This is a genomic window from Hymenobacter sp. UYCo722 (genome assembly GCF_040547115.1).
Taxonomy (GTDB): domain Bacteria; phylum Bacteroidota; class Bacteroidia; order Cytophagales; family Hymenobacteraceae; genus Hymenobacter.
This window is the reverse complement of sequence record NZ_JBEPPC010000008.1, coordinates 120287-136649: the sequence shown is the minus strand read 5'-3', so window position 1 is coordinate 136649 and position 16363 is coordinate 120287. Positions and strand designations below refer to the sequence as shown.

General features: G+C 61.9%; 10 protein-coding genes. 5 read left to right on the top strand and 5 right to left on the bottom strand.

Annotated elements, in window-relative coordinates; all coding sequences use genetic code 11:
- Nucleotides 1-7: 7 nt before the first annotated feature.
- The 5 genes from ABIB44_RS17370 to bglX all read left to right on the top strand — a co-directional run bounded on the left by ABIB44_RS17370 (nucleotide 8) and on the right by bglX (nucleotide 10708).
- Nucleotides 8-3298 (top strand): TonB-dependent receptor, encoded by a 3291-nt coding sequence (locus tag ABIB44_RS17370; RefSeq protein ID WP_354585940.1) that lies wholly within the window; start codon nucleotides 8-10, stop codon nucleotides 3296-3298.
- Between the two features lie 8 nt (nucleotides 3299-3306).
- A complete protein-coding gene (locus ABIB44_RS17365) occupies nucleotides 3307-4854 on the top strand; it encodes a RagB/SusD family nutrient uptake outer membrane protein (RefSeq protein ID WP_354585939.1) in 1548 nt (515 codons plus the stop codon).
- Nucleotides 4855-5001: 147 nt separating this feature from the next.
- Nucleotides 5002-6357 (top strand): glucoamylase family protein, encoded by a 1356-nt coding sequence (locus ABIB44_RS17360; protein WP_354585938.1) that lies wholly within the window; start codon nucleotides 5002-5004, stop codon nucleotides 6355-6357.
- Nucleotides 6358-6516: 159 nt separating this feature from the next.
- Nucleotides 6517-8274, top strand: a complete 1758-nt coding sequence (locus ABIB44_RS17355) for a family 43 glycosylhydrolase (protein WP_354585937.1) — start codon at nucleotides 6517-6519, stop codon at nucleotides 8272-8274.
- Between the two features lie 124 nt (nucleotides 8275-8398).
- A complete protein-coding gene (bglX, locus tag ABIB44_RS17350; RefSeq protein WP_354585936.1) occupies nucleotides 8399-10708 on the top strand; it encodes a beta-glucosidase BglX in 2310 nt (769 codons plus the stop codon).
- Between the two features lie 19 nt (nucleotides 10709-10727).
- Here the strand turns inward: bglX and ABIB44_RS17345 are convergent, their stop codons facing one another.
- From ABIB44_RS17345 to ABIB44_RS17325, 5 genes are all read right to left on the bottom strand, one after another.
- Entirely contained in the window at nucleotides 10728-11336 is a 609-nt protein-coding gene (locus ABIB44_RS17345) for an efflux RND transporter periplasmic adaptor subunit (protein WP_354585935.1), read from the bottom strand.
- Nucleotides 11337-12285: 949 nt separating this feature from the next.
- On the bottom strand, nucleotides 12286-12552 hold the full coding sequence (locus ABIB44_RS17340; RefSeq protein ID WP_354585934.1) for a hypothetical protein: 267 nt from the start codon (nucleotides 12550-12552) through the stop codon (nucleotides 12286-12288).
- 464 nt (nucleotides 12553-13016) lie between these two features.
- Nucleotides 13017-14384, bottom strand: coding sequence for an MFS transporter (locus ABIB44_RS17335; protein WP_354585933.1), 1368 nt, complete (start codon nucleotides 14382-14384; stop codon nucleotides 13017-13019).
- Nucleotides 14385-14556: 172 nt separating this feature from the next.
- The gene (locus ABIB44_RS17330; protein WP_354585932.1) at nucleotides 14557-15216 is read right to left on the bottom strand and encodes a beta/alpha barrel domain-containing protein; all 660 of its coding nucleotides are present in this window, start codon (nucleotides 15214-15216) and stop codon (nucleotides 14557-14559) included.
- Between the two features lie 61 nt (nucleotides 15217-15277).
- Nucleotides 15278-16288, bottom strand: a complete 1011-nt coding sequence (locus tag ABIB44_RS17325; protein ID WP_354585931.1) for a PfkB family carbohydrate kinase — start codon at nucleotides 16286-16288, stop codon at nucleotides 15278-15280.
- Between the last annotated feature and the right edge of the window lie 75 nt (nucleotides 16289-16363).

Here is a 16363-nt window from a genome sequence, read left to right as displayed (position 1 = left end):
ATTTCTTATGACAACTCCCTTACCAATTGCCCCCTTGCCGGGCCGCCTGTGGCACCTGGCCCTGCTGCTGCTCCTGCTTGCGGGCCCGGGTGTGGCGCGGGCCTCGGCCGGCCAGCCCCTGCTCGAACAGCCCGTTACCCTGCGCGCCACCGATGAGCGCATGGCCACCGTGCTAAGCAAGATTGAAAGCCAGACCAACGTGCATTTTCAGTACAGCCGCCAGCTCATCGGAGCCGGTCGGCGCGTGAGCCTGAACGCCGTAGACCAGCCCCTGGCCCAGGTACTGACGCAGCTGCTTGCCCCACTGCGCATTGATTATCGGGTAGTGAACGACGGCATTCTGCTGAAGCCGGCCGCGACGGCGATGTCCTCCGACGCGGTGGCCGACCCAACCGTAACCGGGCGGGTAGTGGATGAGAAAGGCACGGGCCTGCCCGGCGTGAACGTGGTAATTAAGGGCGGCACCAACGGCGCGCAGACGGACCTGGACGGCAAGTTCTCGCTGGCCGTGCCCGCGGGCAGCACGCTGGTGTTCAGCTTCGTGGGCTACACGTCGCAGGAAGTGGCGGTGGGCGAGCAGACGACCATCAATATCTCGCTGGTGCCCGATGCCAAGGCCCTGAGCGAAGTAGTGGTGGTGGGCTACGGCACCCAGCGCCGGCAGGATTTGACCGGGGCCGTGGCCCGCGTGGATGCCGCCGAAATCGTGAACCAGCCCGTGCAAACGCCCACCCAGGCCTTGCAGGGCAAGATTGCCGGCGTGCAGATTATCAGTGACGGCACGCCGAACTCGCAGCCTAAAGTACGTATTCGGGGCACGGGCACGCTACTGGGCGGGGCCGAGCCGCTGTACGTGGTAGACGGCGTGCAGACCACCGACATCCGCAACCTGAGCAATGCCGACATTGCCTCGATTGACGTGCTGAAAGATGCTTCGGCCGCCGCCATTTATGGTGTGCGCGGGGCCAACGGCGTGATTATCGTGACCACGAAGCAGGGCAAGCTGGGCAAGCCGGCGCTGAGCTACAGCGGCTCGGTGGGCTTTAGGGAGGCGGCGCGAGTGGTGAAGATGGCCGATGCCGGGCAGTACGTGAGCTACATCACCGACACGGCACCGGGCACCACGTTTCCGGCCTACTCGGGCTCGACGGATTTCTACAACGCTATTCTGCGGCGCGGCACCTACCAGAACCACAACCTGGCCGTGTCGGGGGCTTCGGATAATGTGAAATATTACTTTTCGGGCAACCTGCTGCAGGACGACGGCACGGTGATTAACAACAAGTTTCAGCGGCTCACCATTCGCTCGAACACCTCGTTTGCGCTGTCGGAGAAGGTCACGATTAGCTCGCAGGCCTCGTTCAGCCACGCCAATACGCGCGACGTGAACATCGGCACGGCCTATAACAACGCCTACCGCGCGGCCCCGATTTTCATTTCCAAGCAGGATGGATTGTACGGCAATACTTCGTCGTTCGGCAACGTGGGCAACCCGGTGCTCGACATTGAGCAGAACGACAACCGCTCGCTCGAAAACCGCCTCCAGGGCAACATCGGCCTCGATGTGCGGCCCTTCGCCGGCCTCACGCTGCGCTCGGCCATCAACGTGGACCTGAATTCTGACAACCGCCGCGTGTACGACTACCAGTACGGCAACGCGGGCCTGACCAACGTGTTTCTGACCAGCGGCGGCAACCAGCGCAACGACCGCAGCAACCTGGCCGTGACGCAGGTGAATGGCTACCGCTACCTCTGGGAAAACACGGCCACCTACCAGCGCACCTTCAACGAGAAACACAACCTGACGCTGCTGGCCGGCACCGTGACCGAGGAAGGCCTGCGCAACCAGTTTTCGGGCTCGCGCAAGGACGTGCCCGCCGACCCCAACCTGTGGTACCTGAACACCGGCGACCCCAACACCGCCGTGAACGACGCCGGGGCCGCCAAGGACCGCCGCCTCTCGCTGCTGGGCCGTATCAACTACGCCTACGACGGGCGCTACCTGCTGACGACCAACCTGCGCTACGACGGCACGTCGAAATTCAACAGCAGCCAGCGCTGGGGCTTTTTCCCGTCGCTGGGTTTGGGCTGGGTGATTTCGCAGGAGGACTTTTTGCGCGACAACAAAACGCTGAGCTTCCTGAAGCTGCGCGCCAGCTACGGCCAGCTCGGCAACGACCAGATTCCGGCCGATGCCTACATCCTGACCGCCGACGCCAATATCCCCTACGTGTTCGACGGCAAGCCGGTGCTGGGTAGCGCCATCCGGCAGATTAAGGACCGCAACGTGCATTGGGAAACCACCACCGAGTACGACGCGGCCCTGGAGTTCGGCTTCCTCGACAACCGCCTGACGGGCGAGGTGACCTACTACGACAAGCGCACCACCAACGCCCTGATTCCGGTAAACATCCCGGCCTTTTTTGGCGACCCCGACGGGCAGTACATCACCAACGCCGCCGACATCACCAACCGCGGCGTGGAGGCCGGCCTGAACTGGCGCGCCGCCATCGGCGGCAGCGCCGACTGGAGCTACAACCTGGGGGCCAACGTCACCTTCAACAAAAACCGCATTGCCAACCTGAACGGCGGACAGGCCCTGATAGCCGGCTACAACGGCGTGACGAAATCGGACAACGGCGTGGCCGCCGGCAGCTTCTTCCTGCTCGATGCCATTGGCGTGTACCAGAGCGCCGAGGACATTAAGAACTCGACGCCTTCGGATTTTCCGCGCAACATCGGCGACCTGAAATATGCCGACACCAACGGCGACGGCAAAGTCGATTTGAAGGACCGCGCCTACTACGGCTCGTACCAGCCGCCGGTGTACTTCGGCATCAACGGCGGGCTGAACTACCGCAACGTGGACTTCTCGTTCACCTTCTCGGGCAACCTGAATAACAAGGTGTACAACGCCAAGAAGCAGGCCCGTAGCAGCAACCTCAACAACGTGGAGGCCAGCTTCGCGAACGACCGGTTCACGGTTGCCAAACCCTCCAACACCAACCCCAGTGCCCTGAAGGAAGGTATGCCCAACTCGACCTACTTCCTGGAATCGGGCTCGTACCTGCGCCTCACCAACCTGGCGCTGGGCTACACCGTGCCGGTGGCTTCGCTGGAACGCGTGCACCTGGCCTCGGTGCGCATTTACGCGGCGGGCCAGAACATCTTCACCCGCACCAAGTACACGGGCTTCACGCCGGAGCTGGCCGGCGGGCCCCTCGATTCGGGCATCGAGCTCAACACCTACCCCACCAGCCGCACGCTCACGCTGGGCCTGAACGTTAACTTCAAATAAGTACGCCGATGAAAACCTATACCAACGCCTTCTTCCGCCGGGCCGGCACGGCCGCCCTGGCCGCGTCGCTGGCCCTCGTCAGCGGCTGCAAAGACTACCTGGACGTGCCCCCGCAGGGCCAGCTCAGCGGCGACACCGTGGACCCCGCCACCGCCCAGAAGCTGGTGGACGGCGTGTACAACGCCATGTACCAGGGCGGCTTCGGCAACGACGTTCACGGCCTGCAGTTCGTAATTCTGACCGACATTGCCTCGGACGATTCTGACAAGGGCAGCTCGCCCAACGACTACAAAGATGCCCTGGACGTGGACAACTTCACGCTGGGCTCGACCAACAGCAACGTGAACAACGTGTGGAAGGGTTACTACCAGGCCATTGCCAGCGCCAACCAAGCCCTCGACAAAGTGCCGCTGAGCACGGCCCCCACCGCCACCAAAAACGACCTGATTGGCCAGGTGCGCTTCCTGCGCGGCTACTTCTACTTCAACCTCGTGCGCCTGTTTGGCGGCGTGCCCAAGCTCGACCGCGTGCCGCTGCCCTCGGAGGCCAATAGCGCCGCCTTCCAAACCCGCGCTTCGGCGGCCGATATCTACTCGCTCATCATCAGCGACCTGCAGTTTGCCGTGGATAACCTGCCGGTGAAAAGCGCCACCCAGGTGGGCCGGGCCACCAAGGCCGCCGCGCAGGGCATGCTGGCCAAGGTGTACCTCTACCAGAAGAACTACCAGAAAGCCTTCGACCTTAGCAATGAGATTGTGACCGGCAAGTCGGGCAGCTACGGCCTGTTCCGGCCCTACGCCGACATCTGGCGCACGGCCGGGGCCAACAGCAGCGAGTCGATTTTTGAGGTGCAGACCGGCATAAACGCGGCCTGTAACAACTCGGCCGTCGAGCTGTACGTGGTGAGCCAGGGCCCCCGCGCGGGCGGCAAGGGCGGCTGGGCCGATTTGGGCTTTGGCTTCAACTCGCCCAGCAGCGACCTGGCCAATGCCTACGAAACCGGCGACGTGCGCCGGGCCGGCAGCATCATCTTCATTCAGCCCACGGCCCCGGCCGGGCAGCGCTCGACCGGCACGGTCCTCTGGGACGGTTTCCGCATCCCGAGCAAGGACTCGGTGGAGAACTCGCGCTACAGCTACAAAGCTTACCACAGCCGCAAGCAGGAGCCCAACTGCGGCAACAACGACTTCCTGCCCAAGAATATCCGGGTGCTGCGCTACGCTGAGGTGCTGCTCATCCGGGCCGAAGCTGCCGCCCAGCTGGGCAACGCCGCCACCGCCCAAACCGACCTCGACGCCGTGCGCAACCGCGCCGGCCTCACGACCAAGCCCGCCACGGTGGCCAACATCTGGCAGGAGCGCCGCGTGGAGCTGGCCCTGGAACACGACCGGTTCTTCGACCTCGTGCGCCAGGAAAGCGTGATGCCGGGCCGCATCGTGCCCATTTTCACGGCCCAAGGCAAAACGTTTACCAAGGGCAAAAACGAGCTATTTCCGATTCCGCAGCCGCAGATTGACCTCAGCGGCGGCCTGCTGACGCAGAACCCGGGGTACTAGCGCATTGAAATCACCATACAAGAACGTCATGCTGAGCGCAGCCGAAGCATCTCTACCGGGGAAGTAATTCATTTACTGCTGCGGTAGAGATGCTTCGGCTGCGCTCAGCATGACGTTCTTATTTATTCGACGTTCAAACTCCAATCAATGAACGCAAAACCCCTGCTTCTCGCGCTGCTGCTGCTGCTGCCCGGCTACTCCCAGGCCCAGCAAAAGCCCGCGCCTAAAAAAGCCGCTGCCTTCGACCCACGCCAACGCCCCCGCCACCTCACCGATGAGCAGCTGCTGGACCTGGTGCAGCGCCAGACGTTCCGCTACTTCTGGGATTTCGGGCACCCGGTTTCGGGCATGGCGCGCGAGCGCAGCAACGTGGCCTACGACTACGGCAACGAGGTGGTGACTACCGGCGGCACGGGCTTCGGCATCATGGCCATCATCGTGGCCGCCGACCGCAAGTGGATTACCCGCGAGCAGGCCGCCACGCGCCTCTACAAAATGGTGCGCTTCCTGGAAAAGGCCGACTGCTACCACGGCGTGTTTCCACACTGGCTGAACGGGGCGACGGGCAAAGTCATCAAGTTTGGGGCGAAGGACGACGGCGGCGACATCGTGGAAACGTCTTTCCTCATGGAAGGCCTGATTTGCGCCCGCCAGTACTTCACCGGCGAAAGCGCCGTGGAGCGCGACCTGCGCAACCACATTGGCTGGATGTGGGAGAACGTGGAGTGGAACTGGCAAACCCAGGGCGGCCAGAACGTGCTGTACTGGCACTGGAGCCCGAACAACGGCTGGAGCATGAACCACCAGATTCACGGCTGGAATGAGTGCCTGATTACTTACGTGCTGGCCGCCTCGTCGCCGAAGTACGCTATCGAAAAGCCGGTGTATGACCAGGGCTGGGCCGTGGGGCCGGAGTTTAAGAACGGCAAGGAATACTACGGCATCCGGCTGCCGCTGGGGCCGGATTTGGGTGGGCCGCTGTTTTTCACGCACTATTCCTTTCTGGGCCTGAACCCCCACGGCCTGAAGGACCAATACGCCGACTACTGGACTCAGAACCAGAACCACACGCTCATCAACTACCAGTACTGCGTCGAGAACCCCAAGCACTTCAAAGGCTACGGCCCCAACACCTGGGGCCTCACCGCCTCGGACAGCTACCAGGGCTACGCCGCCCACAACCCCAAGGAGGATTTGAGCGTGATTTCGCCCACCGCCGCGCTCTCGGCCTTCCCCTACACGCCCGAGCAGTCGATGCGGGCGCTCAAGCATTTCTACTTTGACCTGGGGGATAAAATCTGGGGCGAATACGGCTTTGTGGATGGCTTCAGCGAGGAGCACGACTGGCAGGCCAAATCCTACCTGGCCATCGACCAGGGCCCGATTGTGGGCATGATGGAGAACTACCGCACGGGGCTGCTGTGGAAGCTGTTCATGAGCTCGCCGGATGTGCAGCGCGGGCTAGGCAAGCTGGGGTTTGAGAGCGCGCCGGGGAAGAAGTAGGAACGATGGGAAGAGTTGATAAAGAACGTCATGCCTCATCTGGCGTCCGCGCAGTCGAAGCATCTCTACCGCTTCGTTGTTTAGATTGAATTACTTCTGCGGTAGAGATGCTTCGACTGCGCGGACGCCAGATGAGGCATGACGTTCTTTTTTCCAACCATGCGCCGATTCCTCCGCTTTTTCTGCTTCTTTTCGCTCTTCAGCTACGCCGCTCAGGCGCAGCCAAGAGCTACCCCGCGCCCCACCTACTGTAACCCGCTCAACCTCGACTACGGCTACACGCCCATCCCCGACTTCGCTACTGCCGGCCGGCACCGCGCCACCGCCGACCCGGTTATCACCCGCTATAAGGGCGACTACTACCTGTTTTCGACCAACCAGTGGGGCTACTGGTGGAGCCACGACTTGAACCACTGGAAGTTCATTCCGCGCCACTTCCTGCGCCCCGAGCACAAGGTGTACGATGATTTATGCGCCCCGGCCGTGTTCGTGCTCGGCGATACGCTGCTGGTGTACGGCTCGACGCACGAGAAGAATTTTCCCATCTGGATGAGCACCAATCCCAAAGTGGATGATTGGAAAGAGGCCGTGCACGACTTCCAGATTGGGGCCTGGGACCCCGACTTTTTCCTCGACACCGACGGCAAGCTTTACCTCTACTGGGGCAGCAGCAACTCGCTGCCGCTCTACGGCCAACAAATCAGCCGCAAAACTTTCCAGCCCATTGGCGAGCCCCGAATCATGTTCGGGCTGAACGACCAGCAGTTTGGCTGGCAGCGTTTCGGCGAATACCTGGATAACACCTTCCTCGACCCGTTTATGGAAGGCGCGTGGATGACGAAGCACAACGGGCGTTACTACCTGCAATACGGCGCGCCCGGCACCGAATTCAGCGGCTACGCCGACGGCGTGCAGGTGGCCGACGCGCCGCTGGGCCCGTTCCGCCCGCAGCCGCACAACCCCTTTGCCTACAAGCCCGGCGGCTTTGCGCGGGGCGCGGGCCACGGCAATACCTTTCAGGATGCGTGGGAAAATTGGTGGCACGTTTCCACGCTGGTGGTGAACGTGAAGAATAACTTCGAGCGCCGCCTGGGCCTGTGGCCCGCTGGGTTTGATGCCGAAGGCACGCTCTACACCAACACGGCTTTTGGCGACTACCCGCACTACCTGCCCACCGGCCCGGCCAACCACCTCCAGCCGCAGTTCACGGGCTGGATGCTGCTCAACTACCAGCGCCCGGTGCAGGTGTCGAGCACCCTCGGCGGCTACCTGCCCAATTACGCGGTAGACGAAAGCATCAAAACCTACTGGAGCGCTGCCTCGGCCCGGCCCGGCGAGTTTATCCAGACCGATTTAGGCAGCCTGAGCACGGTGCGTGCCATTCAAATCAACTATGCCGACCAAGACGCCGAGTTCCTGGGCAAGTCGCGGGGCGTATTCCATCAATACAAACTTTACCACTCGCTGGACGGCAAAGCCTGGCAGCTGCTGGTGGATAAAAGCCGCAATAAAACCGACGTACCGCACGACTACATCGAGCTGGCTAAACCAGTCAAAACGCGCTTTCTCAAGCTCGAAAACGGGCACATGCCCACCGGCAAATTCGCCATCAGCGGCCTGCGCGTTTTTGGCCTCGGCAGCGGCGCGAAACCCGCGGCAGTGAAGGGTTTCGTCGTGTTACGCACCGAAAAAGACCCGCGCAGCGCCTGGCTCCGCTGGGCACCGGTGGATGGGGCCTACGCCTACAATATTTACTTTGGCCTCGCGGCCGATAAACTGTACTCCTGCATCATGGTGCACGGCGCCAACGACTACACCTTCAAAGGCATGGACAAGGACCGGCCGTATTATTTCACCATCGAGGCGCTGAACGAGAACGGCGTTTCGGCCCGCCCGCCCGTAGTATTGGCCAAGTAATTTTTCGCACAGAGTTGGATGAGTCAAAAGGAGCTTCACAGAGCGTTTTTACTCCATGAAACTCCTTTTAACTCATCCAACTCTGTGCGAAATAATATCCTCATCATTTCACTCTCTCTTCCGCATGAAACGAATTCCTCTTGCCTCGCTCCTCCTCGCCCTGGCCCTCGCCCCCGCCGCCCAGGCCCAGAAAAAGCCGGTGCCAACGGCTGCTACTGACCAGAAGATGAAACAGTACGTCGACGGGCTGATGGCGAAGATGACGACGGAAGAGAAAATCGGCCAGCTCAACCTTGTTTCCGTCGGTTTTGACGTGACTGGGCCGGTGGTGAGCAAGGACGTGGATGCCAACATCCGCAAGGGCCTGGTGGGCGGCGTGTTCAACACCTACACGCCGGTGGCGGTGCGCAAGCTCCAGGAAATGGCCCTGAAGGAGTCGCGGCTGCACATTCCGCTCATGTTTGGCTATGATGTCATTCACGGGCACCGTACCATTTTCCCGATTGCGCTGGGGCTGTCGGCGAGCTGGGATTTGAAGGCCATTGAGCAAAGCGCCCGCATCGCGGCCGAGGAAGCATCGGCCGACGGGCTCGACTGGGTGTTCTCGCCGATGGTGGACATTGCCCGCGATGCCCGTTGGGGCCGCATTTCGGAAGGGGCCGGCGAAGACCCCTACCTCGGCTCGCGCGTGGCCGAAGCCATGGTGCGCGGCTACCAGGGCCCCGGCAACGACCTCACCCAAGCCAATACCGTGATGGCCTGCCTCAAGCACTTCGCCTTGTACGGGGCCGCCGAAGCCGGCCGCGAGTACAACACCACCGACATGAGCCGCCAGCGCATGTACAACGAGTACCTGGCACCCTACCAGGCCGCCGTCGACGCCGGCGTGGGCTCGGTGATGTCCTCGTTCAATGACATCAACGGCACGCCCGCCACCGCCAACAAGTGGCTGATGACTGACCTGCTGCGCAAGCAGTGGGATTTTAAAGGCTTTGTGGTGACGGACTACACCGCCATTCCCGAGCTGATGGACCACGGCCTGGGCAACGCCGAACAGGTGGCCGCCCTGGCCCTGAACGCCGGCATCGACCAGGACATGGTGGGCGAGGAATTTCTGAAATACACGGCGCTGAACCTGAAATCCGGGGCCGTGAGCAAGGCCCAGCTCGATGCCGCCTGCCGCCGCATTCTGGAAGCCAAGTACAAGCTCGGCCTCTTCACCGACCCCTACCGCAAGGTGAGCGCCGAGCGCGCCACCAGCACCCTGATGAAGCCCGAGTACCTGGCCGCCGCCCGCGACATTGCCCGCAAAAGCATGGTGCTGCTGAAAAACGACCGCAACACCCTGCCACTGAAGAAAACCGGCAGCGTAGCCCTCATCGGCCCGCTGGCCAACCGGCAGCGCGACGTGATTGGCAGCTGGAGCGGGGCCGGCGACTGGAAGCAGGCCGTGTCGGTAGAGCAGGGCCTGCGCGCCGCCGCGCCCGGCCTCAAAATCACCTACGCCCAGGGGGCCAACGTTGCCGACGACCAGCAGATGCTGGACCGCCTGCAGGCCCACGGCGGCGAGCTCGAAATCGACAAACGCTCATCGGAAGAGATGATAAAAGAAGCTGTGCAAGTGGCCCAGGCCGCCGACGTGGTGGTGGCCGTGGTGGGCGAGAGCCAGGGCATGACCGGCGAGGCCGCCGCCCGCGCCGACATCAGCCTGCCCGGCCAGCAGCTGGCCCTGCTCAAGGCCCTGAAGGCGACTGGCAAGCCGCTGGTGCTGGTGCTCATGAACGGCCGCCCGCTGGCCCTGCCCTGGGAAAACCAGCACGCCGATGCCATTCTCGAAACGTGGTTTGCCGGCACCCAGGCGGGCCATGCCATTGCCGACGTGCTGTTTGGCGACTACAACCCGAGCGGTAAAATCACGGCCACTTTCCCCGTAGCCGTGGGCCAGGAACCCATCTACTACAACCACAAAAACACCGGCCGTCCCTACGTGGGCGTGAAGCTCGACAAGTACAAGTCGCGCTACCTCGACGTGCCCAACGAGCCGCTTTATCCATTCGGCTTCGGCCTGAGCTACACCACCTTCACCTACGGCAAGCCCACGCTCAGCAAAGCCAGCATCGGCCCCGCCGAAACCCTGACCGTGAGCGTAACCGTGCAGAACACCGGCAGTCTGGATGGCGAAGAAGTGGCCCAACTTTACCTGCGCGATATGGTGGGTTCCATCTCCCGCCCGGTTTCGGAGCTGAAAGGCTTTCAGAAAGTCATGCTAAAAAAGGGCGAGAGCAAAACCCTAACCTTCCGCCTCGCCCCCGACGCGCTGAAATTCTACAACAACGACCTCAAATTCGCGGCCGAGCCCGGCGATTTTCAGGTGATGGTGGGCGGCAACTCCCGCGACGTGCAAACGGCCACCTTCAAACTGGCGGCGCAGTAAGGGGGGCGGCGGGCAGCGGCTAGCGCTTCAACTGCACGCTGGCGGCCTCGCCCAGGCGCAGCGGCGCGCGCGAAGTGAGGCGGATTTCAAGGTTAATGCCGCCGATGGTGTCTTTGGCGGCAGCCGCCACACCGGTTACCACGCGGGTGGGGCGGCTGGTAGCCCACACGCGCACCGAGTCGCCGGGCTGCACGTGGCCGGGGCTACCGGCGGGCACGGCCACGGGCACCAGCAGGTAGCCCCGCTTCGTGATGGAAGTAACGACCGTACCGGGCTTCACATATTGCCCCACCAGCACCTGCCGTGCACCCAGAAAGCCGTCGTGCGGAGCGGTTACGAAGTTGTAGTCGGCCAGCTTGGCAATAATGGCCCCGCGCCGCACGTATTGGCCCGCATCGAAATACACGTTGCGGATGCGGCCGGGCTTTTTGGCCCGCACCGGCTCGGTGCCGCCCGCCCCGACCTTGCCAGCCAGCACCACCGAAGTAGAATCGGGGATGATTGCGGCGGGCGCGGGGCCGGCGGCCAGTATGGCCACTTCACGGTCCGATTTCACCCACCAGCGGCGACCCAGCACAGCCACCGCTGCCAGCACAACTACTAACACAATCAAAGTAGATTTTTTCATAAACGCGTCAATGGCGAGCTTCGGGCAAACGGCATCTGTGGGACCAGCCACACTGGTTGTTCCCGTACTTTCCCCTGCTACGCCGGTTCGGGGTGCAGGTTAAGCGGCACGAAGGTAGCCGGCCGCTTCGGTTAACTGCCGCCGCGGCTGCCACAGCCCACTGCCCTACTTGCGCGCCCACCGCACCGTAGCACCCCGGCTGGGCAACAGATGGGCCCCGCGCCCCGCGATTCACTTGCCGTTGTTACCTAGGCAGCTCCAAGCTATCAACATAAAGAGTACCACCAAAAACCCACCGGTCGGTGGCTGCTTCTCGAAAGCTACCTGATATGATTATGGGGAGCGGGCGTATCATTCGCCATGTTTCTGCCCCTCGGCTACGCCGCCGCCCCTGGGGCCGTGATGCAGGACGAAACCCAGCACCTGGCCGCACAGGTCATCCTGATACGAACGGGTGTACATCAAGTGCAAGTGCCAGGCTTGGTCTGCTTCATCGGAAGGCTTGCCAAGGTGGCCGCAGGTAAGAGCCGGAATATGAAACGCTTGTATTCGAGCACCACGCGCCGGGCAAAGGGGGGTTTCAGCCGTTGTCGCGGGCTAGGCATCGCGCAAACGGCCTTTAGCTCCGACAGCATCGAGGCTAAAGGCTTCGGGGCGGTGCCACGGGTCGACGGTTGCGGCCGGCGGGCAGAGAGTGGCAGGTACCATAGCGGCTGCGGGTATTCGGTTTTTTTAGCGCTGTACAATAAGGTCGGGGAGAGAATTCCGGAATGTGTTCTCTCGAAAGGATGCCATTAGCCTCGGGCACAAAAACATAAAAGCCCCGGCCGCGCAAGGGCAGCCGGGGCTTTTTTGCAGGGCCGCTGGCAGCTTGCCAACACGGCAATCCGCAGTTCAGCCATTGATAGCACCTTTGCCGGTGGTAGGATTATCGGCACCGGCACCTGTACTATAGGGCCGATTTCGCGGGAGTGGGGGAAAAGCAGGAGCCAACTTTGTCGCCATGAGCCAGATGCGCTTGCACTGCGTTCGCATCGACAGTAATTTCCCGGCCTTTGTGGCAGATAACCACCGGGTCGTGCGAAGCCTTCAGACGCTTGGCCAACACTATGGTGCTCGCCTGTTGCTGGCTGCCCGGCTTGCCGGGCAAATTAGTTGAGGCAAAAGCCGCCGCGCTCATGAGGCAGCAGCCAACAATCGTGAATACTTTTTTCATAAATAAAGGGGATGGAGAATGTGGTAATGCAGGCAGCAGGTCCTTCCTACCTATGAAGGGCTACATGAAATGATGTTAAACTATTTCATGCAGCTAGCACAAACATAAGTAAAACCGCCTACAAATTCAACCTCTTTTCATCCTTGATTATCAATTAGTTGATTTGATAACTTTAACAATATTGCATTGCATCAGTCAATACCGAAATTGATTTTTTATTATAACCACACTCAATTAAATTATTTGAATACCTCGGGCCTGCACCCGCACCAAACTGGGTAATTCGCAGCGCAGCTGCACGCCCCGCCACACAGCGCAATGGAAAAGGCAGACAGTGGGTTGAGCCGGCATTTCCCGCCAGAACGCTGGCAGCGCAACGGTTTGGAGCGAAGGCAACGAGCCCGTGGGCAATAGCGAGGCGGATGTTTGGGCGCGAGAAGCAGCCCAGCCGAAAAGCACCGGCGCTACTCGTCGCCGGCGAGCCTGATGGGCTCCATGCGCGGTACCAGCGCGAACATCAGCACCCAAGCCAGCAGGTATGCCCCGCCGCAGATGAAAAACATGATGTAATAGGCCTTGTCAATCTGGCCGATGCTTTCGAAGTGTACGAATAGGCGCTTCTGCACCAGGGCCGTGAGGGCGATGCCGCCCAGCCCGCCGGCCATGCCGCCAATGCCCGTGACCGAGCCCACCGCTCGCTTCGGAAACATGTCCGACACGGTGGTGAAAATGTTGGCGCTCCAAGCCTGATGAGCGGCCGCCGCGATGCCGATGACCAGCACCGCCAGCCACATATTCAGCTGCCCCAGCCACTGCGCAAACACAATCGGAAACACGCAGCAGGCAATGAGCAGCATCGCGGTTTTGCGGGCCTGAAACGCCGGCATGCCCCGCCTGATGAGGCCCATTGGCAGGTAACCGCCGCCCACGCTGCCAATGCTCGATAAAACGTACACGCCCGCCACCGGCAGCGCAATGGCCGTGCCTTTGAGGTGGTACTGCTTGCCCAGGAAATCGGGCAGCCAGAACAGATAGAACCACCACACCGGGTCGGTGAGGAACTTGCCAATGACGAAGGCCCAGGTTTGCCGGTAGCTCAGCAGCGTGGCCCACGAGGCCTTGGGCTTTTCCTCCGTCACGCCCTCGGTGGGCAGGCCCGCCGGAATATCGGCGTTGATGTAGGCAAACTCGGCCTTACTCAGGCGGGCATGGCGGGCCGGGGTTTCGTAATACACCAGCCACAGCACCAGCCACACGAACCCCAGCGCTCCCGTAATAACGAAGGCCCATTTCCAGCCAATGGTTTCGGCGATGAGCGGCACTGTGAGCGGGGCCACAATGGCCCCCACGTTGGACCCCGAGTTGAAGACGCCCGTGGCCAGGGCCCGCTCGCGCTGCGGAAACCACTCGGCCGTGGTTTTGATAGCTGCCGGGAAGTTGCCGGCCTCCGTGAGCCCCAGAAAGCCCCGCGCGATGCCAAAGCCGAAGGTACTGCCCACCAGCGCGTGGCCCATGGCCGCCACGCTCCACAGCGCCGTCGAGAGCGCATAGCCCAGTTTCGTACCCAGCTTGTCGATGATGCGGCCAGCGCCTACCATGCCCACCGCGTAGGCCAGCTTAAAGGCAATTTCGATGTTGGCGTAGTCGCCCGCGTTCCAGTGAAACTCGGTTTCCAGGTACGGTTTCAGCAGCGAGATAACCGCCCGGTCGAGGTAGTTGATGGTGGTGGCGAAAAACACCAGCGCGCAGATGGTCCAGCGGAAGCGGCCCAGCGCGGCACTGGCCGTAGCCAGCGGCGAGTCGGGAGGGCTTTGAGTAGCAAGTGGCATCATCGGGCGGGTGGGGTTGTGTGGGCGGGGTATCAGGAGCAGGCATTCGGCAGAACGTCATGCTGAGCTTGTCGAAGCATCTCTACCGAGGTAGTAATTCAATCGGTCCAACGAAGCGGTAGAGATGCTTCGGCTGCGCTCAGCATGACGTGCTTTTTTCTACTTTCAGGATTAGTTAATTCTTTTTCAATTCGCTAACAAAGGCCATTAGCTCGCCGATGCGGGCGGCCAGCGCCTCGGTATCGTCGGCGTTTTTGAACAGCTGCGAGCCCATGCCCACGGCATTCACGCCCGCCCCAAACCAGGCGGCCAGGCTCTCGCGGGTGGGCTCCACGCCGCCCGTCACCATCAGCTTGATGTGGGGCATGGGGCCGCGCAGGGCTTTCACGTAGTCGGGCCCGACAACATTGCCGGGGAATATTTTCACCACAGCCGCGCCAAACTGGCTGGCGTGGTATATTTCGGTAGGCGTCAGGGCGCCGGGTAGCCACGGAATGTTGCGGGCGCGGCACACGTCGGCGACCTCGGCGGTGGCCACCGGCTGCACCACGAACCCGGCCCCGGCGGCGATGAATTGCTCGGCCTCGGCAGCCTTGTAAATCGTGCCGATGCCCAATATCATTTCCGGGCACTGCTGGGCCACGAAACCCTGGAGTTCGGCGAAAACTGCCAGCGCCTGCTCGCCCCGGTTCACGAACTCGAACACGCGGATGCCGCCGGCGTAGCACGCCTGCACAATGCGCTGCGCGTAGGCCGCGTCGGCGTGGTAAAACACCGGCACCACCGGGTAGCGCAGCAGCGCGGCAAGGGTTTCGGAAGGCGTATGGCGGGGCATGTGTTTGGGTCAATGTCAGCTTTGAATCAGCATGACGTTCTTCTAGGGTTAGGGTGGTTCATCATCGCATCAGGCGGCCGCTGGTATTGCCTTGCATGATTTCCTCCACTTCAGCCACTGTTACCAAATTGATGTCGCCGTGGATGGTGTGCTTGAGCGCCGATGCCGCCACCCCGAAATTGAGGGCCTGCCGCGGGTGCTCGTAGGCCAGCGAGCCGTAGATGAAGCCAGCCATGAAGGCATCGCCCCCGCCGATGCGGTCGACGATGGGATTGATTTCGTGGGTGACGGTTTCGAGTAGCTGTCGGCCGTCGTAACAGATGCCTTGCAGGCCGTTGTGCGAGGCACTGTGGGTGGTGCGGCGGGTAGTGATGACCTGCTTGATTTGCGGAAAACGCGCCATTACCTGCCGCGCTACCGAGACGAACTTGTGGTCGGCACCGGGCTCGGGTACGATGCCGAACAGGTCCTCGGCATCGTTCTCGGAACACACCACCACATCGCAGCCCCGCACCAATTCGCTCATCACGGCCTGGGCCGTTTGGCCGTACTGCCAGAGGTTGCGGCGGTAGTTCACGTCGGCCGATACGGTGAGGCCCCGGCGACGCGCGGCGGCAATGGCCTGGCGCGTGGCCTCGGCCGCAGTGGCCGAAATGGCGGGCGTGATGCCCGTCCAATGCAGCCAGCCAGCATCTCGCAGGATTTTGTCCCAGTTGAATTTCGCGGGGTCGAGGTGGGCGAACGCCGAGTTGGCGCGGTCGTACACCACTTTGCTCGGGCGCATTCCCGCGCCCACTTCCAGGAAATAGAGGCCGAGGCGGTCGCCTTCGTACACCGTCGCGTCCATGTTCACGCCCAGGGCACGAAACTGCCGGGCAGCGGCGCGGCCCAGGTCGTTATCGGGGAAGCAGGTAACGTGGGCGGCGGGCACACCCAGCCCGGCCAGCGAAGCGCCCACGTTGGCATCGCCCCCGCCGTAGGTGATTTCGAGGCCGCTGGCCTGCGCGAACCGGTAGTTCAGCGGCGGCGAGAGCCGCATCATGATTTCGCCGAACGTAACAACTTGCTTCATGGGTTTTTGGGGACTTTATTGAACGTCATGCTTCGACTGCGCGGACGCCAGATGAAGCATGACGTACTTTTTTCA